The sequence below is a fragment of the Priestia iocasae genome (assembly GCF_016909075.1).
Taxonomy (GTDB): Bacteria; Bacillota; Bacilli; order Bacillales; family Bacillaceae_H; genus Priestia; species Priestia iocasae.
Genome location: NZ_JAFBFC010000005.1, coordinates 1 through 25,258 on the forward strand (window position 1 = coordinate 1; position 25,258 = coordinate 25,258).

Annotated in this window: 19 protein-coding genes; 5 read left to right on the forward strand and 14 right to left on the reverse strand. The window is 38.5% G+C overall.

The features are described from left to right. The 3 genes from JOC83_RS13895 to JOC83_RS13905 form a co-directional block, all read right to left on the reverse strand. Nucleotides 1-416: helix-turn-helix domain-containing protein (locus tag JOC83_RS13895; protein WP_205187991.1), on the reverse strand; the 416-nt coding region annotated here is incomplete at its 3' end. Between the two features lie 226 nt (nt 417-642). Then, entirely contained in the window at nt 643-1,326 is a 684-nt protein-coding gene (locus tag JOC83_RS13900) for a response regulator (RefSeq protein WP_205187992.1), read from the reverse strand. Nucleotides 1,327-1,392: 66 nt separating this feature from the next. Then, nucleotides 1,393-2,553, reverse strand: coding sequence for a sensor histidine kinase (locus tag JOC83_RS13905; RefSeq protein ID WP_205187993.1), 1,161 nt, complete (start codon nt 2,551-2,553; stop codon nt 1,393-1,395). Nucleotides 2,554-2,932: 379 nt separating this feature from the next. Between JOC83_RS13905 and JOC83_RS13910 the strand changes: the two genes are divergently transcribed. After that, nucleotides 2,933-3,568, forward strand: coding sequence for a YigZ family protein (locus JOC83_RS13910; protein ID WP_205187994.1), 636 nt, complete (start codon nt 2,933-2,935; stop codon nt 3,566-3,568). A 196-nt stretch (nt 3,569-3,764) separates the two neighbouring features. Then, nucleotides 3,765-4,781 carry an LCP family protein gene (locus JOC83_RS13915; RefSeq protein ID WP_205187995.1) on the forward strand — a complete coding sequence of 339 codons (1,017 nt, stop codon included), beginning with the start codon at nt 3,765-3,767 and terminating at the stop codon, nt 4,779-4,781. A gap of 138 nt (nt 4,782-4,919) precedes the next feature. On the opposite strand, the gene JOC83_RS13920 is transcribed toward JOC83_RS13915, so the two are convergent. After that, entirely contained in the window at nt 4,920-5,978 is a 1,059-nt protein-coding gene (locus JOC83_RS13920) for a glycosyltransferase family 4 protein (protein WP_205187996.1), read from the reverse strand. Nucleotides 5,979-6,307: 329 nt separating this feature from the next. Here JOC83_RS13920 and JOC83_RS13925 point away from each other — a divergent pair, with 329 nt between their 5' ends. Continuing rightward, nucleotides 6,308-6,535: a kinetochore protein SPC24 gene (locus JOC83_RS13925; protein WP_239583545.1), complete on the forward strand. Its 228-nt coding sequence runs from the start codon at nt 6,308-6,310 to the stop codon at nt 6,533-6,535. A 10-nt stretch (nt 6,536-6,545) separates the two neighbouring features. Continuing rightward, nucleotides 6,546-7,946 carry a SpoIID/LytB domain-containing protein gene (locus JOC83_RS13930; RefSeq protein ID WP_205187997.1) on the forward strand — a complete coding sequence of 467 codons (1,401 nt, stop codon included), beginning with the start codon at nt 6,546-6,548 and terminating at the stop codon, nt 7,944-7,946. 46 nt (nt 7,947-7,992) lie between these two features. Here the strand turns inward: JOC83_RS13930 and JOC83_RS13935 are convergent, their stop codons facing one another. The 10 genes from JOC83_RS13935 to JOC83_RS13980 all read right to left on the reverse strand — a co-directional run bounded on the left by JOC83_RS13935 (nt 7,993) and on the right by JOC83_RS13980 (nt 22,037). After that, complete coding sequence (locus JOC83_RS13935; protein WP_205187998.1) at nt 7,993-8,751, reverse strand: S-layer homology domain-containing protein; 759 nt, start codon at nt 8,749-8,751, stop codon at nt 7,993-7,995. 22 nt (nt 8,752-8,773) lie between these two features. Beyond that, nucleotides 8,774-10,288, reverse strand: coding sequence for a murein biosynthesis integral membrane protein MurJ (gene murJ, locus JOC83_RS13940; protein ID WP_205187999.1), 1,515 nt, complete (start codon nt 10,286-10,288; stop codon nt 8,774-8,776). A gap of 59 nt (nt 10,289-10,347) precedes the next feature. After that, entirely contained in the window at nt 10,348-10,827 is a 480-nt protein-coding gene (pssE, locus tag JOC83_RS13945; RefSeq protein WP_205188000.1) for a PssE/Cps14G family polysaccharide biosynthesis glycosyltransferase, read from the reverse strand. Then, nucleotides 10,824-11,309 (reverse strand): PssD/Cps14F family polysaccharide biosynthesis glycosyltransferase, encoded by a 486-nt coding sequence (pssD, locus tag JOC83_RS13950; protein WP_205188001.1) that lies wholly within the window; start codon nt 11,307-11,309, stop codon nt 10,824-10,826. The genes pssE and pssD overlap by 4 nt, the downstream gene beginning before the upstream one ends. Nucleotides 11,310-11,313: 4 nt before the next feature. After that, nucleotides 11,314-12,414, reverse strand: a complete 1,101-nt coding sequence (locus tag JOC83_RS13955) for a glycosyltransferase (protein WP_205188002.1) — start codon at nt 12,412-12,414, stop codon at nt 11,314-11,316. A gap of 15 nt (nt 12,415-12,429) precedes the next feature. Next, entirely contained in the window at nt 12,430-13,569 is a 1,140-nt protein-coding gene (locus JOC83_RS13960) for a polysaccharide pyruvyl transferase family protein (RefSeq protein ID WP_205188003.1), read from the reverse strand. 269 nt (nt 13,570-13,838) lie between these two features. After that, the gene (locus JOC83_RS13965) at nt 13,839-15,293 is read right to left on the reverse strand and encodes an N-acetylmuramoyl-L-alanine amidase (RefSeq protein WP_205188004.1); all 1,455 of its coding nucleotides are present in this window, start codon (nt 15,291-15,293) and stop codon (nt 13,839-13,841) included. Nucleotides 15,294-15,831: 538 nt separating this feature from the next. Beyond that, on the reverse strand, nt 15,832-18,618 hold the full coding sequence (locus tag JOC83_RS13970; protein WP_205188005.1) for a phosphodiester glycosidase family protein: 2,787 nt from the start codon (nt 18,616-18,618) through the stop codon (nt 15,832-15,834). 355 nt (nt 18,619-18,973) lie between these two features. Further along, complete coding sequence (locus JOC83_RS13975) at nt 18,974-20,416, reverse strand: polysaccharide deacetylase family protein (RefSeq protein ID WP_205188006.1); 1,443 nt, start codon at nt 20,414-20,416, stop codon at nt 18,974-18,976. 187 nt (nt 20,417-20,603) lie between these two features. Next, nucleotides 20,604-22,037, reverse strand: a complete 1,434-nt coding sequence (locus JOC83_RS13980) for a CAP-associated domain-containing protein (protein WP_205188007.1) — start codon at nt 22,035-22,037, stop codon at nt 20,604-20,606. Nucleotides 22,038-22,947: 910 nt separating this feature from the next. On the opposite strand from JOC83_RS13980, the gene JOC83_RS13985 reads away from it, so the two are divergent. Then, nucleotides 22,948-25,251 carry a S8 family peptidase gene (locus tag JOC83_RS13985; RefSeq protein WP_205188008.1) on the forward strand — a complete coding sequence of 768 codons (2,304 nt, stop codon included), beginning with the start codon at nt 22,948-22,950 and terminating at the stop codon, nt 25,249-25,251. Nucleotides 25,252-25,258: the final 7 nt, after the last annotated feature.

Below are 25,258 nucleotides of genomic sequence, written 5' to 3' on the forward strand. Positions count from 1 at the left end.
TGGATATTTCCGTTTACACATTTCGTTGTGTACGATTGAACAGGGTTCTTTTTCGATTTAAAACGAGGTTCCCCATTTTGTTTTTTGTAATAACGTGTATAGGCATCATTCACAATTTCAACTGATTTTTGGAGAGCGATACTATCTACTTCTTTTAAAAATGGATAGTGCTTCTTTAATTCTCGAACAGCCTTAATAGATTGGTTTTTATTGAAAAATTCACCTTTCCAATTGTTCGACACAAGTTGACCATTCTGTACCATTTTGTTAACAATATACCAATAAGCATCTTTGTTTTTTTGCTTGCCAACAAAATAATTGTACACAAAACGAGAGCAACCGATGGTTTTATGAATTAATTCCACCTGTTTTTGATTTGGATAGAGTCTGAATTTATATGCTTTTTTCACCAACATTGGCCTTCACCTCCTTGCGAACTGGTGTTCTTTACCTATTTCTATTTTATAACAACCTTCGAAAAAGTTACAAAAGAAAAAACACTCAAAATGAAAAAAAGTTTAAAAAACCGATTCATCCCCCACCTACTCACTGTGTTCCTTGAGGTGGGGGTCTTCTCGGTAAGAATGATAAAAAGTGGGCCATGACTGTTTTAGTCATGGCCCACTTTTTTATTTCATTCAATTAGCGAACTTCTACCCAACCGTTCTTAATTGCCACAACAACGGCTTGTGTACGGTCGTTTACGTTCATTTTTTGAAGAATGTTACTTACATGGTTTTTAACTGTTTTCTCACTAATATATAGTGCTTCACCAATGCCACGGTTACTTTTCCCATCCGCTAACAATTGAAGAACTTCGCACTCACGACGCGTTAATAAATGAAGCGGGCGACGAATTTCAATTGGTTCATTCGGATACGATGAAGATTGGCCTTGAGATGCTAGGCGGCGATATTCTTTTACTAAGCTGTGCGTGACTTTCGGATGTAAATATGATCCGCCTTCTGTCACCACTTTTACCGCTTCAATTAAAGCATCTGCATCCATCTCTTTTAATAGGTAACCACGTGCTCCTGTTTGTAGTGCATGTGTTACGTATGTTTCATCATCATGAATCGATAAGATGATAACCTTTGTTTCTGGATTTGCCTCAACAAGTTGCTTTGTTGCTTCTACACCATTTACTGACGGCATGTTAATATCCATAATGACAACATCTGGATGATGCTGTTCAACAAGCCCTAACGCTTCGCTTCCGTCATCACCTTCTGCAACTACTTCAAAATCCTTTTCAAAGTCTAAAATACGTTTAACACCTTCACGGAACAACTGGTGGTCATCAATAATAACAATTCTTGTTTTCATTTGTTATGCCTCCCCAAATCAAACAACAAAGTGGTTAATCTATATTGACCCCTTTTACATTTCTCTCTATCTCGTATCAGGAACATGTATAATTGGTACATGTATAATGACAAGGGTTCCTTGTCCAATTTTCGAATGGACCGATATGGTTCCATCAAGTAAGTCCACTCGTTCTTTCATTCCCATGAGTCCAAACGAGTTTTCTTTTTTCTTCTCAGGATCAAAGCCTTGGCCATTATCCTTTACTATCAGAATAGCATGCTTTTCATTAAATTCAATCTTTACTTGAATTTCAGTGGATTTTGCATGCTTTAACGCATTGGTCACAGCCTCTTGCACAAGACGGAATAGTGCTACTTCTAATTTTGACGGAATTCTCTTTTCCTGTCCAATGGAAATAAACGTAATTCGTGGATTTCCGTCATTGTATTCTTCAATTGTCGCAAGATATTTTCGAAGTGTTGGATTTAATCCTAAGTCATCTAATGCCATCGGTCTCAAATCATAAATAATGCGACGAACTTCGTATAGAGCAGAACGAACCATTTTTCGTAAATCACGAATTTCTTGCATCGCTTCCTCTGGACTACGCTCACGATAAATACGTTCGACTAATTCTGAACGCATCATTACATTGGCAAGCATTTGTGCGGGTCCATCATGAATTTCACGTGATAAACGTTTCCGTTCTTCCTCTTGCGCTTCGATGATTCGAAAACCAAAGTACTCTTTTTGAATCGCATCTTCGACAATCTCACCAACTTGTTTTAGGTCACTATTTAAATAATTCAACACGACTGAAATTTGACCAACAAGGTGATCGGCACGCTGAATGGTTTCTTCAAGCGTACGCAATCTTCGTTCCAATTCATCTCGTCGATTACGAAGTTGAAGCTCTTGTTGTTGCGTCATCAGTAGCTTTGTTTGTAGAGAATGTGCTTTTTCATATGCATCTTTTACTTCTGGCTCAGAATAAATCTTAAAGTGTCGACTCACTTCAGAAAGGCGTTTACGCGCTAAGCGTGAATGCATTTCTAAGCGTTCAGCTTCTTGAATCGTTTCAATGACTTTTACCTTTAATACTTCTAACTCTTCAAGAATTTTATCATATTCTTGTCTTGCATCTTCGGCTAAATGATAAATCTCACCCTTGCTTGTATCGACAGTCAAGATAATTTTTTCTAAAATTTCATCTAACGCTTTACTTGTTAACTTATTTTTCGACATCACTTCACCTCAAAGTAAGCCCGTAAATCTAGCGTAACTCTTACTATCCACTTTATATAGTTCGTATTTCCCCTTTTATTTGTGAGGATAAAACCTATTTCTTTTTATTATTCCAGGAATATACGCTTATTAGCCAAGCTTAATAAATATCCTAGCCAAATTCAACCCGTCCATTTGCCCCATTTTTCATTTTTTAACTCATTCTTCCTTTTTCTCTCTTTTTATAAAGGAATATTCATTGAAGGCTAAGGGTTGAAGCTTTATAATAAAGAAAATAGTGATTTGTTTACAAAAAACGACAATATTTTTGACATTGTCCTTTCATAACTTGTTTAAAAAAACATCAACAAATTCATTCGAACTTAGGAGGTTTGTTCAATTGTTACCTCAATACAATACAGTAAAACAATATGGTGAACACGAAATTGTGATTCAAAAATCACGTTTTATTTGCTATGCGCAGCGTGCAACAACGGAGGAAGAAGCGCAAGCATTTATTCAAGATATTAAAAAGAAGAATTGGGATGCGACACATAACTGTTCGGCTTATCTAATTGGCGAGCGCGATCAATTTCAAAAAGCAAATGATGATGGAGAGCCAAGTGGAACGGCTGGTGTTCCAATGCTTGAAGTGTTGAAAAAGCGGGGATTGAAAGATACAGTGGTTGTGGTTACACGCTACTTTGGAGGAATTAAGCTTGGTGGAGGCGGCTTGGTTCGTGCATACGGCAAATCGGTTTCAGAAGGCTTGAATGAAATTGGCGTCGTAAAACGAACATTGATGCAAGTGATGCATACGAAGGTGGATTATACATGGCTTGGAAAGCTTGAAAATGAGCTCCGCAACTCTGTTTATCAAGTAAAAAACATTCATTACCTTGACCAAGTAGACATTGAAGTGTACGTAGAGGAAGGCCAAGTTGCTGCTTTTTCAGAATGGATGACAGAGCTAACAAATGGTCAGTGTGACCTCTCTAAAGGCGACTTAACTTATTTAGAGGAAGACGTGAACTGATTATTTACGAAAGCATTAAAAAAAGGTACAATGAATTTTAGCGCAATTACTCGAATCCTCGCTTTTTATAGCGAAAATCAGTAAATAAATGATGAACGAAAAGACAATAACCGACTGAGATTTTTATACATCATCAGAAGTTACATATACTAACCACACTACGTTAAGCTTGAATCTGTCAAAAAGGAGAAACCTTATGCAGCAATACAGACGTTTCCAAAAAAAGGTGAACAGACGAAAGAGGCGCAAGCGTCTATTTTTGTTTATTTTACTTCCTATTTTAATTGTCGGACTTAGTGCAACTGCCTATGGCTCATACTTATTTGCTAAAGCAAAATCGGTTGTGTCTAGCTCATTTGAGGAAGTTGAAAATCGAAATGCTTCACCGATGCGTGATCGTAAAATTGATCCAAAAAAAGATAACATCTCCGTTTTATTTATGGGGATTGATGACAATGATAATCGAAACTATGGAGATTCCGCCCGTACAGATGCTTTGTTACTTGCAACTCTGAACGAAAAAGATAAATCGGTGAAGGTTGTCAGCATTCCTCGTGATTCGTACGTATATATTCCAGAACGAGATCGTGAAAGTAAAATCAACCACGCTCATGCATATGGCGGAACAAAAGCAACAATTGAAACTGTCGAGCATTTGTTTGATGTACCCGTTGATTATTACGTAAAGTTAAACTTTAAAGCCTTTATTGACATTGTGGATGCATTAGGTGGCATTGAGTTTGATGTTCCTTATAATATGAAAGAAAAAGATTCAAAAGATAAACATAACGGCATCGTGTTAGAAAAAGGCGTTCAAACATTAGATGGCGAAGAAGCATTAGCTGTCGCACGCACACGAAAATACGACAATGATGTAGAACGTGGGAAACGTCAACAGCAAATTATTCAAGCAATGGTAAAAGAAGCTTCTTCGATTGGTTCTGTCACGAAATACGGTAACCTCATTGAAGCAGTCGGTGACAATATGAAAACCAACTTAACGTTTGGAGAGATGCTTTCCTTCTATGATTATGGAACACAGGGAACGAGCATTGACGTTCAAACGTTAAACCTTGAAGGTGAAGATAGTCGCCAAGACGGTGTATACTATTATGAACTAGATGATGAATCAGTGGATACCATCACTGAAACATTACGTGAACACCTTGAATTAAAAAATAACGAACACCCTAGTGAGCTAGAAGAGCAATAAAAAAGATCCCGTTACCTCCAGAACAGGTAACGGGATCTTTTTAGTTTTAGTTCATCAGCTTAAGAAAGAAAAAAACACCTCTTGTCGCTCTATCCATTCACATGATGAAAGAGATAGAGGCAAGAGATGTTTTGATGTTTATCGACTTACACGGAACCCACGTACCATGTTTAGAAGTGGGCGATACGTTTTATCAACGAGTCCAATTTTTTCAACGATGATTTCAATCGCGAATAATAAAATCGCTAGGACTAAGAATGAGCCCCACATCGTTTCTACTTGTGAGAAGATAACTGCTGCTAGACCAAAGATAGCACTCATACCATAAATAATTAAAACCGTTTGACGATGGCTATATCCTAGTCTCAATAAGCAGTGGTGTAAATGTGACTTGTCCGGTGCAGATAATGGCTGTTTCTTTACAATACGACGAATAATTGCAAAGAACGTATCTGAAATCGGTACACCTAAAATGATAACCGGTACGATGAATGAAATCAGCGTAACGTTTTTAAAGCCTAACAATGAAAGCACAGCAATCATATAGCCTAAAAACAGTGCCCCGGTATCTCCCATAAAGATTTTTGCTGGATGAAAGTTGTACACTAAAAATCCTAGTGTACTTCCTAGCATAATGAAGCCCATACTTGCGACAAATGCATCTCCCATCATAATGGCCATTCCTGAAATAGTAATTAAGCCAATTGATGAAACACCTGCTGCAAGTCCATCTAAACCGTCAATTAAATTAATGGCATTTGTAATACCAACAATCCACAAAATCGTTAATGGAATACTAAAGTAACCAAATTCAAGCTGACCACCAAACGGCAAGTTAATGAATTCAACTTGTATCCCACCATAAATCACTACGATGAATGCAGCGGCTAGCTGACCACCGAGCTTGACTTTAGCGGATAATTCCATCATGTCGTCTAATACGCCCGTAATAATGATGATAAAGCTTCCAATTAGAATTGGTAATCCGTATCCGTATGGGCTTTCTGGTTGTAAAATGAAATAACCAATTAGAAAACTGATAAATATTGCTAAACCTCCAAGACGAGGCATAATTTTTTGATGAACTTTTCGTTGATTCGGCTTATCCGTTGCACCTATTTTAAACGCAAGCTTTTTGACAAGCGGCGTCAGTAAAATGGATGCAATAAAGCAAATAAACAAGGTCAAATACAGCATATAGACCCTCCTCAGGTTTATCTTAACCAAAACATATCACAATGCATACTGTATGAATCAAATGGATACTATTACATTTTATTTTTTTCTGAATTTTTTAAAAAGTTATCTTCCTTTTTCACTCACAATGAGGATTATAACACATTGATTCTATGACTTAAATAGAAATTTATTCTCAAACCTCCTAACTCTTTCAAACTATTGTCTTTTTCTACTTATCATTCATAATTCCTGCTTTTCTTCAAAAATAAGTCAAATTCTATCAATTTTTTGATATAATGCTAAATAGAAGAAATCTATCATTTCCAACTCAATCAGGAGGTATTTTCATGTTGAAGATGAGAAGAAAAGTCGCTGTAATTGCACTAGTATCCATCATTTCTATATCCGCTTTTGCCGTTCCTAAAACGTTAGCCAATAGCGAAACGATGTTAGCGAGTGTCGAATGGGTAACAAATAAACTCAATCCTTTATCGAAAAAAGTGACGGATCTTGAAACGAAAGTAAAAAATCTTGAAGCTCAAGTTGCAGAACTAAAGAAGCAAGTGAATCAATAAGGTGATGAAGATGAAAAAAATATGGATGATTTGCTTAACAATTAGTTGTTTCTTTGTTTTTCCTCACCTTTCATTGGCAGGTGCAACACCCATTACATACGAAAATGAAGTAAATGTCCGTTTACTAACGAATTCCACTTTTACAACTGCAGTGAATGGTCAATACACGCTTATGAACCTGGATACGAACGCACCGGTAAGCCTTGGTACAAACAAATCTGTACGCCTAGAGTCTAAATCTGGACAGGTTATTGTAACAGTTGGTACACAAGCCATTGCATCAACGAAAGGGTTCATGCTTCATGAAACCGTTCAGCAAGACACGAATGAATTGACCCTTACTGGCATGCATGCAAATGCAAAAGTATCAAATAATACGATGACAGTTCGCGGTTCTCTTACCATTAAGCCAAGTGAATCTACGTTATTGGTCATTAATACGTTAGACATGCAAAATTACTTAAAAGGCGTTGTTCCATATGAAATGTCTAATTACTTTCCAATTGAAGCGTTAAAAGCACAAGCCATCGTCGCAAGAAGCTATGCGCACGTTGACTTAAAAGGAAAGCCTTACATTGAAATGACCGAGCAAAGCCAAGTGTATAAAGGAAAAGAAGATCCTACTGCACATAACCGTACAACAGAAGCAGTAGAAGGAACAAAAGACGTGTATTTAACCTATAAAGGAAATCCAATTAAAACCCTTTTTTATTCAAGCTCAGGAGGTCGCACTGAGAACTCTGAAGATGTATGGGGTGGAACAGCCCTTCCTTATATGCGCTCGGTTGATGATCCTTACGATCGTCATGATAAGAACACTCACTATAATTGGAACCGAACGTTAAGTCACTCTCAGCTTGCTGATCGCTTAAAGCTATCGAGCTCTGAATTAGTGATTGGGTTACAGATTAATAATCGAACAACTGGTGGGAATACAAAAGAAATGAATGCCGTTATTTTCAATCGCCTGACGAAGACCACATCACAAAGAGCTCTTCTTGGCACCGATGTTCGCTACCCAGATGCGTATCGTAAATTCTTCCGAACAATTGAAAATGGTGTTGAACGCAGCTTACCTAGTAGTCGCTTTAGCGTGAAAGCTAGCACATCAAATGCCATTATGACTGGAAATGGCACAGTTGAACGCTCGGACCATCTTGTAGGATACAAAATCCAACAAGCAGACGGAACAGTGACAACGGTTAATGATGCAAACGTAAAGGTAAAAACAAAAGATAGCAGTATCCTTGTTCCATCCTCTCCTGTTAGCTTTACATTTACTGGTAGCGGAAACGGCCACGGAGCTGGTATGAGCCAGTGGGGTGCTTACGGCATGGCCGAAGCTGGTTATAAATATGATGCGATTTTAAAGCATTATTATACAGGAACAGAGGTTAAAAAAGTAAACTAAAAAAGGTTGAGTCTGGCAGGATTGGTTCCTGCTTGACTCAACCTTTTTATTTGTAAGGAAGTGCACGGTCGATAAACGCAGCAAATTGCTCACGATTCGTCGGTGTATACGGGTTAAACTTCCCATCGCTACCCTTTGCGATGCCGCGCTGTGCGATCACTTTAATCGCTTCATAGGCTTCCATTGTCGGTGATACATCTGAAAATGGCGTATAAGTCGTTCCGTTATCCGTTAGCTCAAAAGCTCGCTGTAATACAAGCGCCATATGGTGGCGTTGCATGGAGTTTACCGGCTTAAAATAACCATCGGATCCTTTAAAAAAGCCTGCTTCATAAGCTGTCATAATTTCAGCGCGACGAGGATCATCGTTGGATACATCTTTAAACACAGACGGTGAATTTGATAGCGGTAAATTGAATGTCTTTATCAACATACTTGCTGCTTGATAACGTGAAATAGACAGTGCTGGTCTAAATGTCTGGTCATCAAACCCTTTAATAATGTTTTTTTCATACAAACTCTTGATATGTATGTATGACCAATGATCTTTCGCCACATCTTTAAAAAGCGTTTTATCCGTTGCAGCTAATAACGCGTTAACTTCACGCTGTAATTCATCTGCTTTTGCATTGACGCTTGTTGCTTTTTCGTCGACTGTTTTCACTTGATCATCGACCCATTCTGTACTTGCTACTTCTACAGCTCCTTCTGCTTGTGCTTCGTTTTGAACGACCTCTTTACTGCAAGCCGATAACAAGACAAGTGAGCTAATACTCAGTATGAACCATTTTTTCATTGCCTTCATCTTACCCTCTCCCAAGCTTTCGCTACTTTCGTGCCAATTTAGCAAAGACCACTTCTATTTCAGAAATGCGACATAATTTACTTAAACCAAGAAAAAGAATGAGAAAACCGAAAAACCCGACTCCTAAATTAACAATCGTAATCGGACTATGTACAATCTCGACAAATACGAACATAGCTCCTGTCAAAAGAACCGATAAGAGAACGTATTTTGTCAAAAATAAAAATCCTTTTCTTGTTAATTTTAACACGAATTGACTAATGATGAATAGAAAAAATAGTTGTGCATACGCACTAATTGTTGTCGCTGCGGCGATAGCTTTTGCTCCAAAAGAATCGACAAATAACACAATGAACACGATGTTCAATCCAAAAACCGCCACAATGCCGCTTACAACTGGATAAAAAGGATGCTCCATTGCATAAAAGAACCGTGTCACATACACATTAGCTGCATGCGCAAACATGCCAATGACAAATAACTTTAATAGCTGTGCAGTTACAAGAGTAGATTCTGCTGTAAAAGAGCCATATTCAAAAATAAGTCGTACCGTATCTTCCGCGTAAAAATAAATAAAGATAGAAACAGGAACAATAAATAAAAACAATAAGCGTAAGCCCTTTTCATACATGATTGTGACTTGATCAAATTGCTTTTTCGCTACCTGCCCTGCAAGCTTTGGATAAATAACGGTTGTCACAGCAGTCATTAAAATGACTTGTGGCAATTGAACAAGCTTCGAGGCATAATTTAACGCTGCGATCAGTCCGTCTGTTAACTCTGAAGCAAACATTCGATGCAACAAGAAATAAAACTGTAACGTCGCTCCTCCAAGTAAAATGGGAATACCGATTTTCAGCATCCGTTTCACATAGTCATGTTGACTAAGGTAGAAGCGAAAACGAAAGGACATTAATCGATTTTTACGTAAATCATACACAAGCCATATAAACATCCCTATCGCTCCAACAAGTGCCCCAATGCTGTAAGCTTGAATGCCAATGAACGGATACAAAGCAACAGCTAATAGCACAAAGCCCGCATTATTTAACAATGTTGCAAGTGCTGGGCTAAAAAAGCGGTCGTGTACATTTAACACACCAGATAACCACATGGATGTCACTAAAAAGAATGTAGAAGGTGCCATAACTGCAAAGAGAATGGCCGTTACATTCACTTCATTCATTGATAATCCTGTAAAAAACAGCGATGTCATTTGTTTAGCAAACAAAACAAAGATAAGAGATAGCAGTCCCATAACCAAAACCGTATACGTGAAAATGAGCTCTTTGAATTGCTGTTGATGCTCAGGTGAATCTATTTTTTTATAAATACTAATGAATGCAGTTGTAATAGCTCCTCCGACAACCATATAAAGAAATGTTGGAATCGTATAAGCTAAAATAACCGAATCTGCCAGAGATGACGTTCCAAAATGATAGCCAATGATTGCTTCACGAATAAACCCAAATAATCGTGATACAATGTTGATGACCGTCACCACACCAATGATGGCAAATAAGGACTTCTTCGCCACTTTTCTCACCCCTTTTTTTACATGATGACATAAAAAAAGACGGCCTAAACCGCCTTCAACTAACTCTTTTCAATAAAATCCTTCAGAATGGAGATAATTTGTTTTCTACCGCTTTGAAAAGGAGCGGGTTCAAATGTTGTCATTTTAGAAATGGCTTCACTTAAGTCAATTCCATCATGCCACGCAATGAGATGACCCGTTGCTTCAAACTGATTCACAATCTCGAGCTGATGATTGTCATTATGCTCTCCATACTTGACTAAACGAGGCGCTGCAATCATCTTTTTACCCTTCTTCAAACCCGTTGTAATAGAGCCTGTTCCACCATGCGTAATGATATAGGCAGCTTGATCGTATAAGCGGTCCATTTCCTCATAGCTTGTGAACTTCACTAGCTTCATGTTCTGCGATTCAAAAGGTGTGTGACCTACTTGTACAATGACCTCATCACGAATGATGCCACGCTCCACCTGCTCATCAATTGCGTTTAACAAACGAGTAAATGGTAGTTCATGAGTACCTAACACAACTAAAATCAATAGATCGAACCTCCATGCACAGCTTTTGGATAATGCACCTTCATCGATTCCCACTGAACGATGAACAAGTCTGCAATAGGATACACCATTCTCCCTGAGATCGTTGGCGTCGTTGTTTTCGCAAAGCTCTCAATAAATACAACCTTTTTGCCAAACAGCTTTGCGATATAACACATGGGTACAGCTGTATGCGCACCTGTTGTAATCACAACATCAGGTCTTTCTCGTAAAAAATAATACAAAGATTTGATCGTATTATATGTAAATTTGAACAGATAACGGAACAAATAATTGCGCGCTCCATATACAAGAAAAGACATGTTATATTCTTTTTTCAGCGCTTCTGTAATGACCGATTTCTCTGTCACAATATGATAATCATATTCAGAAAAAAGTGGTTTCAACTGCAATAATTGCGTTAAATGTCCACCAAGTGAGGCAATAAACAACACTTTTTTCTTTTTCTTTTTATCCTTTTGCATGTTTCTACCCTCCAAGAGGAGAATAAACTTCCAATACTCGTTGTATTAACTGTTCTTGGTCGTTTTTCTGCGCTTGTTTCTCACCGTTTTCTATCAAGTGTTCCACAAATGACTCATTTTCTAACACGTTGATTATTCCTTCAGCTAACGAGTGAGGATTTTGCGGTTCCACAAGCACGCCTGCATCATCTGCTAATAGATAGCGTAAACCACCAACACGTGTCCCAACAACCGGTGTATGACAACTCATTGCTTCAAGTGCAACAAGACCAAACCCTTCGATATGCGAAGGTAGAACAAATAGGTCAGCCGCATTCATCCAAGTCGCAATCTCTTTTTGTGACAGCGCGTCCATGATATGTACATCATTTAATCCTCTTGCTTGAATAATCTCTTCTAGCTCTTTTCGAAAATGAACATCTTTTGTTGCACCGATTAAGTACAAGGAAGCTTCTGGCATACGCTCTTTGACTTTTTCGTATGCTTCGACAAGCTCTATTAATCCTTTTTGTCGAATTAAGTTCCCAACAAACAATATCATTTTTTCATCTTGTGAAAGAGTAACGATTTGACGAGCTTTTTGCTTATCCATTGGCGCAAACACTTGTCGATTTACGCCCATGTTAATAATCGATAGCTTTTCTTTGGATACACCAAACTCTTCATGAATGGTTTGATGAAGCTCATGTCCAACCGCTATGACATGGTCCGCCTCTTGTAAAATTTGTGTCGTTAAGCGGCGAATACGAGGTGATTTTTGAGCCATTCGGTCAATATCACCACCGTGTGCTGTCACAATCATTCGTTTGCCAAACAGCTTTTTATAAGCTAAAGCAAGCAAGCCTGTTGGAAAGACGTAATGTGCATGAACCACATCATAAGACTTCCCTCTCGATAAGACATTAGCAAAGGTTTGAAGAAGCCACGCACTATATTTTTTGATGACATTTGCTTTTCCCATATTTGGATTGTTAACTGCAACGACATCAACATCGATTCCTGCTTGTTTTAATGCTTCGACTTGGTTTTTCACAAAAATACCGAATGTCTTCGCCTCTTTACTTGGATACATATTACTGAGTACTAGTAGCTTAATCTTCTTCATTCCTCTTCACCATGCTTACATTAATTTCGTTAACTGCTCAAGACCTTTGGCGGCTTCTTGTCTAAATTGAGAAGATAGGTTCGTAAACGTCTCATTTGTCTTGTCCCATTCTTTGTTCATTTGTTCGATGAGTGAGACAAATTGCTGATTGTTTTGATGAAGCTTATCAATCTCTACAAAATTCGCCATTTGATTAATGGTTTTCATAAAATCTTTTACTTTATGATGATATCCTATACCCACAATCGGTGTTTTCGCTACAACCGATAAAATAAGAGAGTGTAATCGCGTGCCGATAACTACATCATGCTCGGCACAAATCTCTACAATCTTCTCTGGGTATAAATTGTCTTCTAACACTGTAACAGCCTCTTTATGCTCCATTAAACGAGCAATATCTTTTGTCACTTCGATGTCTTGTGGATATTTTGTTGAAAAGAAAGTCACCGTTACTCCTTTTTGCTTAACCAATTCATCTAAGTTCTTTGCCATGCCATGAATATACGATTGATAGACGTCTTCGTTAGAAGATGGCCAGTATTGCTTACTGAAGTATGGAACAGCTGTAACAGCCACTTTTTGAACCTCAAATTGGGTTTCTTTCTTTCGATTTGCTCGGACAAAAAAGGCAGGATCTCCAATTACCTGTACGTCTTTTTTGACGCCAATTGACTTTAATAGCGCTTTTGACTGCTCGTCGCGAACAGAAATCGAATCCACCTTCGATGATAGTGTCTTAATAAAGAAAGTACCTGGCTTTGTCGTAATAGGCCCTGCTCCTACTCCATAAATCGCCACCTTACATCCAGCATAATGCCCTAAAAGACCAAGGGTGCTATAAAGAGGTGCATCACGCTTATACATGTCCATCAGTAAGCCGCCACCACCGATAATAAGCAAATCAAGCTTCTTCATCGTCGCAAAATTTTCTTTTACAGTCGCTAAAATAGACGTTGCAAAACTTCCTTTTTTATGAAGTAACCGTACCGCTTGAACACCATAACGATTCATTGTGTTCTCAGGGTTGTTACTGAATACGATAATATTCTCTTTTTTAACAGAAAGCTCATCTGTTAATTGCGATAAAATGCCTGATAAAATGGCTTCGTCTCCATTATTATCATGCCCATAATTTCCAATTATGCCTACGTTCATGAGACACACCTATTCTTTGCGTAATACGTTCAATTCGCTTCAACTTATGAAACGTCAACTTTTTCATTATACTACTGTTATAACAATGATTAAACCATTGTTTATGGATTATATCAATTTTTTACCTCATATGAAAATAGACGTTTTACCTTTTAAGTGACGTGGTAAAAAGAACAATATACATCCATTTAGAAAAGGGACTATTTGATTAGCATGATAAACAAAATGCCCGTCACAATTAAGTAACGAGCATCATTATTAGTCAGCGATTATTTTTTATAATATTCAAGGATACCGCGGTAAATAGCTTCTGCGAATAAGTCTTTGTTTGTTAACATTTTCTCACGGTCACTTGTATTTGTAATGAACCCAAGTTCAACAAGAACGCTTGGCATATTGTTGTTTTTAATAACGAAAAATCCGTTATCTTTAATTCCACGGTCACGCATGTTTAATAAAGAAACGATTTGTTTATTAATTTCGGCTGCTAGTAGCTTACTTTCTTCACCATTTAAGTTTGAAGATGTGTCATAGAATGTTTCTGTACCGTTCGCACTTGCAGTCGCTGCGTTAGCATGAATACTCACAAACATATCTGCGTAGTTGTTTTTCGCAAATTCAACGCGATCGCCAAGTGTTGGATATGTATCACCCGCACGAGTCATCAATACGATTGCACCTGCTGCTTTGAGCTTTTTCTCTAACGATTGAGAGACAGCTAATACAATCGCTTTTTCTGTTGAGCCACTACTTACAGCACCCGGATCTTTTCCACCATGTCCAGGATCAATGACGATGATACGTTTAGCTACCGGTGTGCCTGACGTGTTGCGAAGCTTCGTATAAAGCTTATGTACGTAGCCTACTTGATTGCCATATTGAATTTTGACCCAATAATTATCAACAGAATGAACGGCGACTCGTTCACCTTTTGACAATGACCCAATCACACTACCCGTTGTGGATGGCGTGGAGCGAACATTTAACCCATTTGTCAAAATAACCGCTTCTGTCGTTGTTTGAATTGGCGTTGGTGTTGGTGTCGGTTCTTCTGGTTCACCTTGTGACACTTTTACACGGAATTTTGGATCCATTGCGCGCGCTAAAAACATAGACATTTGCGAACGTGTCACATTTGTCCACGGGCTATAATGAGTCGGTTTTGTACCTGTTGTAATTCCTTCCCAATATAAAGCAATGACATGTTCTCGGAAGTCATGGTTGACCCACACATCATCGAATGGTTCTCCTAGACTTACATCACCTTCAAATTTAAAGGCTTGTGCGATTACTTTACTCATTTGCGCACGGTTGAGCGTGTCCTCAGGACCGAATGTACCATCTTGTTTTCCTGAAAAGATACCCAATTGAACCGCACGCTCAATCCATCCAGCACCCCAATGACTTTTTGAAACATCTGAAAAGCGCTGTGTCGTAACCGTTGCTTCTTTTTGACCAATTGCTGTCAAAATCATTTTAGCGGCTTGTGCACGCGTGACGGTCTTTTGAGGTGCAAAGTAGCTGCCGCTTTGACCTTTATATCCTGTCACAATCCCTTTTGAGCTTAAATATCCAATCTCATCATATCCTACATGATTGGTTGGAACATCATAAAAATTTGTTGATGCCTCTGCTTTTAACACCGTAAAATCTTTTATGACTGCAACAGGCGAACTAACGACAATTGCACCTGCTATTGCGCAAGATAAGACTTTCTTCAACATCATTTTCCGACTCCTTCCAGCACGAACTATATTACTAGATTAGCAAATATCTTCCTGTGTTTCTATAAAATATAAGTACTGACTTTTCCGTCTACTACTCTAGGATGAACGGCTCTACGTTTTCCAAAAGAATGAAGATTGTCTACTTAAATTCCTTCAAAAAAAGAAATTTATAGAAATGAGCAATGAATCAACCCATTTTTATCCTTATTTCTTCCGGTCCTAAACAGAAATAAATCCCTATTCTCTCTATCAATCACATAATCACCTGACACTTTTTAAACAGTTAGGCCTCCTTGAAACCTTTTCTTGAAGATTTACCATGCAAATGAGACCACTCATGTATAGGGGATGACGACTGCTTAGAGTTACATACACCTTTATGTATCGACCTATTTTGGAAACCTTTAAGAAAAAAGACCCTTTTAGTCGACAAATAGGAAAATATGTCTATTCATTACCATTTTAGAACCAGTAACTTAAAGAAAGGCCTTCTTGCCAAAACGACCTTTCTTCTATTACTGAGGCTCCATCATTCTTACTTGTTTACACGATATAAAAAGGCACTAAATTGTGCTCGTGAAACAGCTTGCTCAGGCCTGAAGGTATGATCACTTTCATAGCCCACCGTTACTTTATTGGCTGCTAGAGCCGAAATGTCTTTGTATGCCCAATGTGTCGCTGGTACGTCGTTAAAATCTTTCGTAATCGTACCCGTTAATTTATATGCACGAGTCAAAATAGCTGACATTTGTGCTCGTGATAACGTACCAGTCGGATCAAATGTCCCTTTGCCTTTCCCTGTCATAATGCCTTTGTTAGCAACAGTCGCAATGACGTTATAGTACATATGCGTTGTTGGAACATCATGATAGTTCGGATTAACAGGAGTCGATGTATCTAGCTTTAATGCTTTCGCTAATAGTAACGCCGCATGCATACGTGTTAAAGAGTTTTCTGGTTTGAAGATTTGACCTTCATAACCAGTAATGACACCTTGTTGAACTAAATCACCAATCTCTTTATACGCCCAATGTGTTGATGGTACATCTTTAAATGACGTATTCACTGGAGCTGGCTTTGGCTGTGTGACGGTTGGATTTTGTTGATAAAAAGCTTGTAGCGAATCAAACGTAAGGGCTCCCTTACCTTGTCTTTCTTTATATACTTCTGCTACATAGATTTGTTTAAACGTCAGTGGCAATGGGAGGTTGTTCGGAATCGTTGCTCTTACATGCTTCCAACCTGTCCAATCAAGACCACCTTCTGCTGTAAAGTTAAGGGTATGCTCGTTGCCACTTCCATCTATGATCTTGCCACGCAACCAATGTTTCGCTCCGTCTCCATATACCCACACTCCTAAGCTTGAAGGTGCACCAGAAATGGCAATTGGTTGTTTTGCGTTTGCATAGCCAGCAGCAATTTCACCTTGAGCAGAAGTAAAATCATACTGTAGCTTGACTGCGCTTTTTCCTTCCGTTATATGCTCACTGCTTGTAATGGATGCTGTCGAACGAGCCGCAGAGCTTGTCCATTGTGTCACATCGTCAAGTGAGGAAACGAGTGTTGGCTGACCACCAATTGTGACTGGAATAGAAGCTGTATGATCACGATAAGTTGCTGTAATCGTTCCTGTTCCAGGTAATCCATTCGCTTTAAATTGACCCGCTGATGATACGGTTCCGATGTTAGTTGATATACTCCACTTTACAAGAGATGAACTTAACGGAATCGATTTACCTGCTTCATCAATTCCTGAAACCATCAGTTGAGCAGACGCATTTTCACCGATTGTAAGACGACTTGGACTAGCAGCAATTCCTTTGAGTGAATCAATAACTTTTAACGGAAGTCGCGCTGCTGTTTGGCCGAACATCACAACAATCGATCCTTCGCCTACTTTTGTTGGCGTGAAGCGCAACCCATTAAACGTTCCTTCTAGACTACCTTCTGTTTTTAACGTCACCTTTGATAAATCAACGGGAACAACATTGTTATAACGATCTAACGCATTTGTTATTTCAATCTCGACAGAGCTACCAAGAGTCAGTGGGCTTTCTTGCTTTAAGCTTGCATGAAAACGGACAGCATCTCCTACTGGTGCTGTACTAACAGCATGTAATGCCGTAGAAATGGCCCGCTCTGCTGTTTGAGATGGACGATTTGCTAACGTGGCATATTGATGACCGACTTGACGTACAGCCATTGTTGTAGACCCACCTCCGTCTAAATTCAACGCACGATCTGCTCCTAAGCTGACTAAGTAATGAGCAAACTCAGGTAATGTCATACCAGCTGCATACCCAGATTGTCGTCCATCGACCGTCACAAAGAAAACTTTATTACGCGTTTTATCCACCGCTACCGCTGTGCGAGGGTGACGTTCTTTTGAACGAGGACTATTTGGATCAATTGTCATTGATACCTTGCTGTCTTGGACGAGCATCGGTCCACTTGCTAAAATATATTCTGCGTTCTTCCACTTTGGTTCCATATCAATTGTTAATTGAATCGGATCTCCAGCCTTGATATCAGAAAGCGTAGCAGCTAAAGCACCACCCTGAACCGATAGAACAAAGCCATTTTCGGGAATGATTGAGTTTCCTTGGCCATATGACGTGACGGCTTGTACCGTTCCAGTTACGACTTCACCGAAAGTTAATCCTTGATCAACTGGCTTTGACACATTGGTTACGACAATTTCCATTCCATATGTATTGGTACGTGTACTTGTATAGCTAAACTGAGGTGTATACACAATAACTTCGCTTGCGCTTCGTTCTTTATTAATAGAAGAAACTCGCAACGGATTGTTGTTATGAGTAAACGTTGCTTCATAAGCAAACTTATCAATTAGCGGCTTTCCATCATTGGCAATACCAAAAGCAGTAGGTATACTCATGTACTCATCAAACCCAGTAGAAATGACACCGAGGTTCACAATTGTATTTTTCACAGCTAATAAGTAGGCTGGCAGGCCATTGCTCATATGAAAAAAGCTTGCGTTAATCGCACCAACAACAGCATGACCTTCATATGTTTGAGCCTTGGCGAGATTTGTAACGCTTGAACGCTTTGTCACAGGATTTGACAATCCGACCTCTACTTTTGTATAAGGATCCGCCATGTTTACTTCCATCACACGCACAGCTTGCGGCGTTGTACCTCCATGACGAATATCTTGATACTTCACTCCTGGTGTTACTTGAACATTCTCTTTCACCGTTCCACTTGACACATTCGCTTCCACTTCTTTTGCAGGAAGACCAACCGCGACAACCTGAACACTAAGTAATGTTGCAAGTAATGCTTTTTTCCACTTCATTCCCCTATTTCACTCCTTATTTCAATCTATGAAAATATAATTAAAAACGTCATTCTTCTATCACTTTTTGACAATAAATCCCTCATTTTGTCGTACTATTGTATAATACTATAAGACTATTAGGTAATGATAGGATTAATAGGATGATATTTACTTTTTAACCATGGTAATTTTTACAAGTAATTAAATAGCAGGAAACGTCTAATCAGGTAGGTTAAAAATCTGTGAGAGATTAAAATAGTAGTTTTGCGAAGCTCTTAGTTATAAAAACAGTGCGTTCTTTCTATTAAAATAAAGAGGTCTGTGTCAGATAAGACCTTTTCGCTCTTTTGACACAGACCCTGTTCATTCATTTTCAATCTTCAATCATGGAAGCAAATTGTTCAATGCTAATGCCAGGATGAACGTTTTGACGCTTTAGCTGATACACATCATCATTCGGCTGTACTCTTCCGTTAACTGTCGTGAATGACATTGTAAATCCTACTTCTTTTAATTGTTGAATCGTGGTGTCATTATACCTTCCGAATGGATACGCGAAGAAGCTTGTATCCGTAATGATTTCTCTATTTGTTTTTAAATCTTCCATTACGACTTCTTTTGGTTTTGATAACAAGTCTGATTCATTGCTTACAAGATTGTGCAAACCATGTGTATGACCTCCATAATCAAAAACGTCACTCATTTCAGCCATTTCTTGCTCGCTAAGAAAACGAAGCTTATTCGGATCAAATGGTTGCGGGTTCTCTGGTATTCTATTAGAAATAATGAATTGAATCGCTTTAAAACCATAGTCCTTTAACTTGGGATATGCATATTTCCCTGTACTATTAATTCCATCATCAAATGTAAGAACGACCGTTTTACCTGGTAGTGATTTCTTTTCCATGACAAATTCATATAATTGCTGAGCTGTAATGGTTTCATATTCGTTTTCTTTTAAGTAATCCATCTGAGCGTAGAATTCTTCATCTGTTACTGTCGTACTCGCATTTGCATAGACAGAATTGGCTTTTTCTTCTTGTGTGAGAATATGATGATACATGAGCACCGGAATTCCTTGATCTACCTTTACCTTACACTTGCAAACAAATGCTTTCGCTCCGTTATTCTCTACCTCATACCAATTGACTCCATAATTCCTTACATTTTGATAGCGTGTCCCTTTATCAACCTTCGCCACTTCTTTAAGAGTACCGTTTTCATTCATATAAATCGGTGTCTCCTTCACCGTGATGATGTTTTGATTTGGAACAATTGGAAGAACTGTTTCTAACACTTCTACCGGCTTTTCAGACTTGGGAGGCATCGTTTTAATATCCTTTTTTGCAATAAAAGCACGATAACCAGTAAAGTTAATTTCATACCAATTAGGTCCATAATCTCCAATAACGGCATAAGAAACGCTTTCATTAATTTTCCCTACTTCAACTACCTTGCCTCCCTTATTCCGATAAACGGAAATTGGAAAAGCAGAAGTGAGCGTTTTTTGACTGGCCGTTTTTTTACTGACCATTTTTTGACTTGTTTTAACGGTATTTGTTGGCGTAAATAGATCTTTTCCTACATAGCCATATCCATCTGAAAAGTGAATAATGTAATGACTACGTGTTTCTCCTACCGTTTGCACCATCTCTCCTTTTTTCAACCATCCAGCTTTTATTAACGAGCCATTGACACTTTGGAAAATGACCTTTTCTTGTTGAGCAACAAAAGCTTTCGAATGAGAGCTTGCTAGAGCGAGAGTATCGAATGAGCATAGAAGCACTAGAATTGCGATAAAAACGAGCTTTTTCATCATGTTTTTCATCCTTTTGTAGCATTTTGTCATAAACACTACATATATCGGATAAATGACCTATACTTTTAACAAATAATGTAATATTTTTTCATTTTTTCACAAATACTCTTTGAACCAAAAAGAAAACAAACAAAGAAAGGACCTTTGCAACTAAAGCCAAATGGCTTCTTTTGCAAAAGTCCTTTTAAGGTGTGTAAAAGTTTTGAGTGAAGTACGGTACATTATCAGGGTCAAACGATACCCCAATACCAAGGCGTCTCCACTTTGGTTGTAAAATATTGCGACGGTGACCGAGCGAATTTAAAAGTGCTTCATGAGCAAATACACTACTGAACTGCCCCATCGCGATATTTTCTCCAGCCATTTTATACTGGATGCCATCATCATGAATACGATCAAAAGGTGATTGACCTTCTAAATTAGTGTGGTCAAAGTATTGATTTGTTGCCATATCGCTACTATGACGAACTGCTGTCTTTGAAATGGATTCGTCCCACTTTAGAACAGATAACCCGTGCTTGCGTCTCGTCGCATTCACCAAGTCAAAGAGCTGCTCCTCAAAGCTTTGGCGAAGCTCTTCGCTTTTTACGCCATAAAACCCTTGTTTATTTTGTTCGATGTTTTTTTCAATAAGTTGCACAGCCGCTACCTTATTCTCATCATGAAGGTCATAAAAGAAGGTCATATAAAAATGGTTCACTAAATACGTATCATATTGCTCATCTTCAATGACATAGCTACCTGTTTGCTTTTCAATTGATGTAAGCGGTTCACCTAGTTGCTTATGAACCTGTTCTTTCGTTGAACCAAGTGTAATACCTTCGACACCACTAAATAAATCATGATTTGTATAAAGACCAATGACTTTCCCATGTGCGTAACTCACCATAAAAAATTGATCATACTCTTTGTGATATGTATGCCAATAGGTTCCATACTCATTCAACGATGTTCGCTTTGATGTACCAAACGCCTCTTCTACATCCTCTTGACGATCACCAATGGTAATTTGCTTAATCGAATGAGGTTTTTCCTTTTTGACTCTTTTTAATTCTTTTGGTAACGAACTGATATGAATTTGATATAAAAGCGTGGCACCTTCCGCTCTTGTTAACGATTGATTTGGTTTAAATGATAAATATGTTTTTAACTCATCTTGTGTCCCAGCCGATAATCCTTGATCATAAAGCCACTGAATGGCTTCTTTTTCAGGCATTTCTTTACCTATTAAGCCTTCGACTAGTAACCGTGCGGCATCTCCACGACGAATTGGTTGATTGCTTTTATGATTCTCCGTTCCCTTCACGGACAAATGATAACTCGTTGCGATTTCATAGGGTTCAGACGTTCTTTTCATCTTTTCAGGAATAAAATATGTCAGCATCATACTTACATACTGAGCTTCTGTTAAAGCAGCATCCGGCTTTAGCTTTCGTTCGTCTTCATCACCCACAATAAGGTTTTCACGAACAGCCCACTTCATCGCATCTGCCCAATACGCTTCTTCTAAAAAGTCTCGGTAATATAAGGCGCTATTCGCATGTGCATCGCGCGAATGATTACCTGTAATACTCAATATGATAGACATCATGATTACCAAACTAATGAACCGATTCAATCTCATTTCACCTCTGTCTATCTATTCGTTTTCTTATAGCTAGTTGAATAACTTACTGTCTTTATTATAACAAAGCTGGGTTTCATTTATGGGGGTGATTTATTTATTCAGGACTACAACTTCCACGGAATGAGGCTTAACAAACAGAAAACAAGAACTAATTCAAGGACAAAAGCATGTTTTTTTTGACAATTAACGGATAATATCTCCTTTTTCTTGATTATTCCTTATCCATTAACTCAAAACTATTCCAAAATGACTATTTTAATCAAATAAGCGATTTTAAATCGAAAGACCTATCTAAAATAAGAAGAGATCACGCATCTCAAACGCCCACTGCTCTAAAAAAGGAAAAAAGGCAAGAAAGAATGAAGCGAAAAAGAGAGCATCATAACCTACACATATGCTTAAAACCTTCCTAATTGATCCTAAAAAGGCCCTAAAACGCAAAAAGGCTGCTAGCGAAAGGCTAGCAGCGCAAATGCAAACAACCAAAATGATTATTTGCAATAAGAGGCTAAATATATATTTAACCTCGGTTGGTAACTTTACTGTAATATGAAATCGCTACATATTCAACCGGTAAAATCTTCTGTTTATAAAAACAGTTAGTAAGGCTTAAATTACTCTTTTTATTTACCAAGACTAATATCCCGCTAATTGGAATCATCTAGATGTAAAGAAAAAAAGTAGAAAATATACCATTTTTAACAAGGTGCAAAACAAAATGATCTCTCGTATAATGTCCATACGATAAGATTTTGGTTGGTAAACCATTTTGTGTAGGGCTTCTCACTTGGAGAACGCCCTCTTTTTTTATGTCAAATTTTCGACATGCATTTATCTTTCTTTCAGCTATTTATAGTAGAATGATAGGTAACAATATTGCTAGAAGAGGAGGGGTATGACCATGTCAAAACAAAGCCTAGTCGTTTCATTTCTATTCGTACTCTTACTTTGTTCACCTGTTGCAAGCGCAAGTGAGCATGATCAGAAAGATTGGCTTGTTTATCTTGATTCTGAAAACCACATTCGTCCATTTCTTCAACTTTATCCATCAATCGTTTTAGATACAACCAATCACGTCGTTAGCCTTTCTGCTCCCTCTTCCGTAATAGATGAAATAGAAAAGCTGCCATTTGTTAGCCATGTAGAGCCTAACTACACGAAAAGCGTGACAGCTCAAGATAACATTTACAATGATCCGCTTTTTTCACAGCAATGGGCCTTATCAAAAATAAATTCCACTCAAACCCTACAACGATATAAAAACAAACAAGTTAATTTAGTAAAGGGCCAACAGGTCATAAACGAGCATTCAGGTCAAAAGGCCACGTATACCGGACAATCATTGAACGCCTCTCATTTTACACTAACTGGAAACAAAATGTCACTCTCACGACTTTCAGTTACTTTAAAAAATGTTCACTCTTCATGGTCCCTTCATGTATACGATGAACAAAATAAGCTGATTGGTCAAAATACAGGCAGCCACGCTACACTTGATGTTTTGTTACCAAAGAATAAAACCTACTCTTCGTTAACAATCAAGCTAACTGGCATTGAAAAATGGCCGTCTATACCTACCATAAAGCACGTAGTAGGCGTTAATCATGTGCGAGTAGCAGTCATTGATTCTGGCGTGGCACAGCACGAAGATTTTTGTGAAAATGTGCTAGTTAGCTTAAGTAAAGACTATAAAGAAAGTCTTCCCTATGCAAACGATCAATTTGGACATGGTACACATGTAACCGGCATTTTAGCAGCATGCGGACATAATGCAAGAGGCATAACAGGCATAATTGGAAATGCTCCTGTTGATATTATTCCATTGAAGGTCCTTGATGGGTTTGGAAATGGAACAGACTTTGATATTAGTCAAGCCGTTGAAGACGCTATTGAGATGGATGTAGATGTGATGAACATGAGCTTAGCTGGTAAAGGTGAAACGACGATGCTCAGAGAAGCGATTATGGGTGCGATAAAGAAGAATATTCTCGTCGTAGCTTCCGCTGGTAATAACCGTTTGCCAACGGATGAAATCTACCCTGCCTCTTATCCAGGAGTCTTAACCGTAACGGGTACAGAGCCAAACAACGAAACGATTTCCATCGCCAACTACGGATGGGCTGTTGATATAAGTGCTCCTGGCTCTTCTATTTTAAGTACTCATCTAAATCAGCAATATAAAACAATGCGAGGGACATCAATGGCCACTCCTTTTGTATCAGGAACAGCCGCTTTAGTAAAAGCAACGTATCCTCACTTAGATTTCGTCACAATGCGACAGCACTTACTACGCACCACTGTCGATATAAAAGAGAACGGATACGACCAATGGACAGGTAAAGGACTCTTACAAGTGGACCAAGCTCTGTTACAAAAACCAGCTAGTTATGCTGCAGAATGGTTAAATTTAAAGCCTAACCAGCCGTTACGTAGTGGAGGAAGCTATTTACTCGGTACGAGCGCTTCGTTGCTGCAAAAGGATGCCCTACTCTTTGTCAATGAATCCCTCATAGGACGGAAAAAGATAGAAGAAGCGTTTCAACTGTTTACATTGACACACACATCATCGACTCGAAAGAAAATCGACGTTCATGCTCTATTCGTTACTCAACAAGATGACATTCTTTATGAAACGTATGTGCCTGCTCAAAACAGTCAAGCAAAAGCTGCGAGTACATTAAAAGACGTACATCCATCATTTTGGGCTTATGAAGAGATAAAAAAAGCGAATGAAGCAGAATTGATCAATGGATATGAAGATGGATCGTTTAAGCCCAACAATTCCATTACACGCCGTCATAGCGTCATGATGTTAAATCGATTATTTCAGTGGCCGTTGCCTTCATCATTATCTTTACCATTTGATGATACGCCCGTCAGCATACCTGGCTTTATTTCGCTTTTATCCACGTATCATCAAGGGATTGTGAAAGGGTATGAAAACAAATTTAAACCTGAAGAGAACCTAACACGTGCACAAATGGCCGTCATCTTAGCAAGAGCCTTAAAAATAGACCTCACTCAAGTGACTAAGGTTCATTCATTTCACGATGTAGCTTCTTCCCACCATGCCTATGCAGCTATTCAGCACCTAACAAAGCTTGGAATCATTACAAAACAAGATGCTTTTCGCCCTAATGAACAGATCACTCGTGCACAATTTTGTGCGATGTTAATAAGGGTAAAGCAGCAGATTGATTCATAGAAACACT

Excerpts from the sequence above, each read along its gene's own strand:
- JOC83_RS13900 (WP_205187992.1), bottom strand. The coding sequence starts at position 1,326 with ATGAAAACAAGAATTGTTATTATTGATGACCACCAGTTGTTCCGTGAA.
- JOC83_RS13905 (WP_205187993.1), bottom strand. The coding sequence starts at position 2,553 with ATGTCGAAAAATAAGTTAACAAGTAAAGCGTTAGATGAAATTTTAGAA.
- JOC83_RS13915 (WP_205187995.1), top strand. The coding sequence starts at position 3,765 with ATGCAGCAATACAGACGTTTCCAAAAAAAGGTGAACAGACGAAAGAGG.
- JOC83_RS13920 (WP_205187996.1), bottom strand. The coding sequence starts at position 5,978 with ATGCTGTATTTGACCTTGTTTATTTGCTTTATTGCATCCATTTTACTG.
- JOC83_RS13925 (WP_239583545.1), top strand. The coding sequence starts at position 6,308 with ATGTTGAAGATGAGAAGAAAAGTCGCTGTAATTGCACTAGTATCCATC.
- JOC83_RS13930 (WP_205187997.1), top strand. The coding sequence starts at position 6,546 with ATGAAAAAAATATGGATGATTTGCTTAACAATTAGTTGTTTCTTTGTT.
- JOC83_RS13935 (WP_205187998.1), bottom strand. The coding sequence starts at position 8,751 with ATGAAGGCAATGAAAAAATGGTTCATACTGAGTATTAGCTCACTTGTC.
- pssD (WP_205188001.1), bottom strand. The coding sequence starts at position 11,309 with ATGCAAAAGGATAAAAAGAAAAAGAAAAAAGTGTTGTTTATTGCCTCA.
- JOC83_RS13955 (WP_205188002.1), bottom strand. The coding sequence starts at position 12,414 with ATGAAGAAGATTAAGCTACTAGTACTCAGTAATATGTATCCAAGTAAA.
- JOC83_RS13960 (WP_205188003.1), bottom strand. The coding sequence starts at position 13,569 with ATGAACGTAGGCATAATTGGAAATTATGGGCATGATAATAATGGAGAC.
- JOC83_RS13965 (WP_205188004.1), bottom strand. The coding sequence starts at position 15,293 with ATGTTGAAGAAAGTCTTATCTTGCGCAATAGCAGGTGCAATTGTCGTT.
- JOC83_RS13970 (WP_205188005.1), bottom strand. The coding sequence starts at position 18,618 with ATGAAGTGGAAAAAAGCATTACTTGCAACATTACTTAGTGTTCAGGTT.
- JOC83_RS13975 (WP_205188006.1), bottom strand. The coding sequence starts at position 20,416 with ATGAAAAAGCTCGTTTTTATCGCAATTCTAGTGCTTCTATGCTCATTC.
- JOC83_RS13985 (WP_205188008.1), top strand. The coding sequence starts at position 22,948 with ATGTCAAAACAAAGCCTAGTCGTTTCATTTCTATTCGTACTCTTACTT.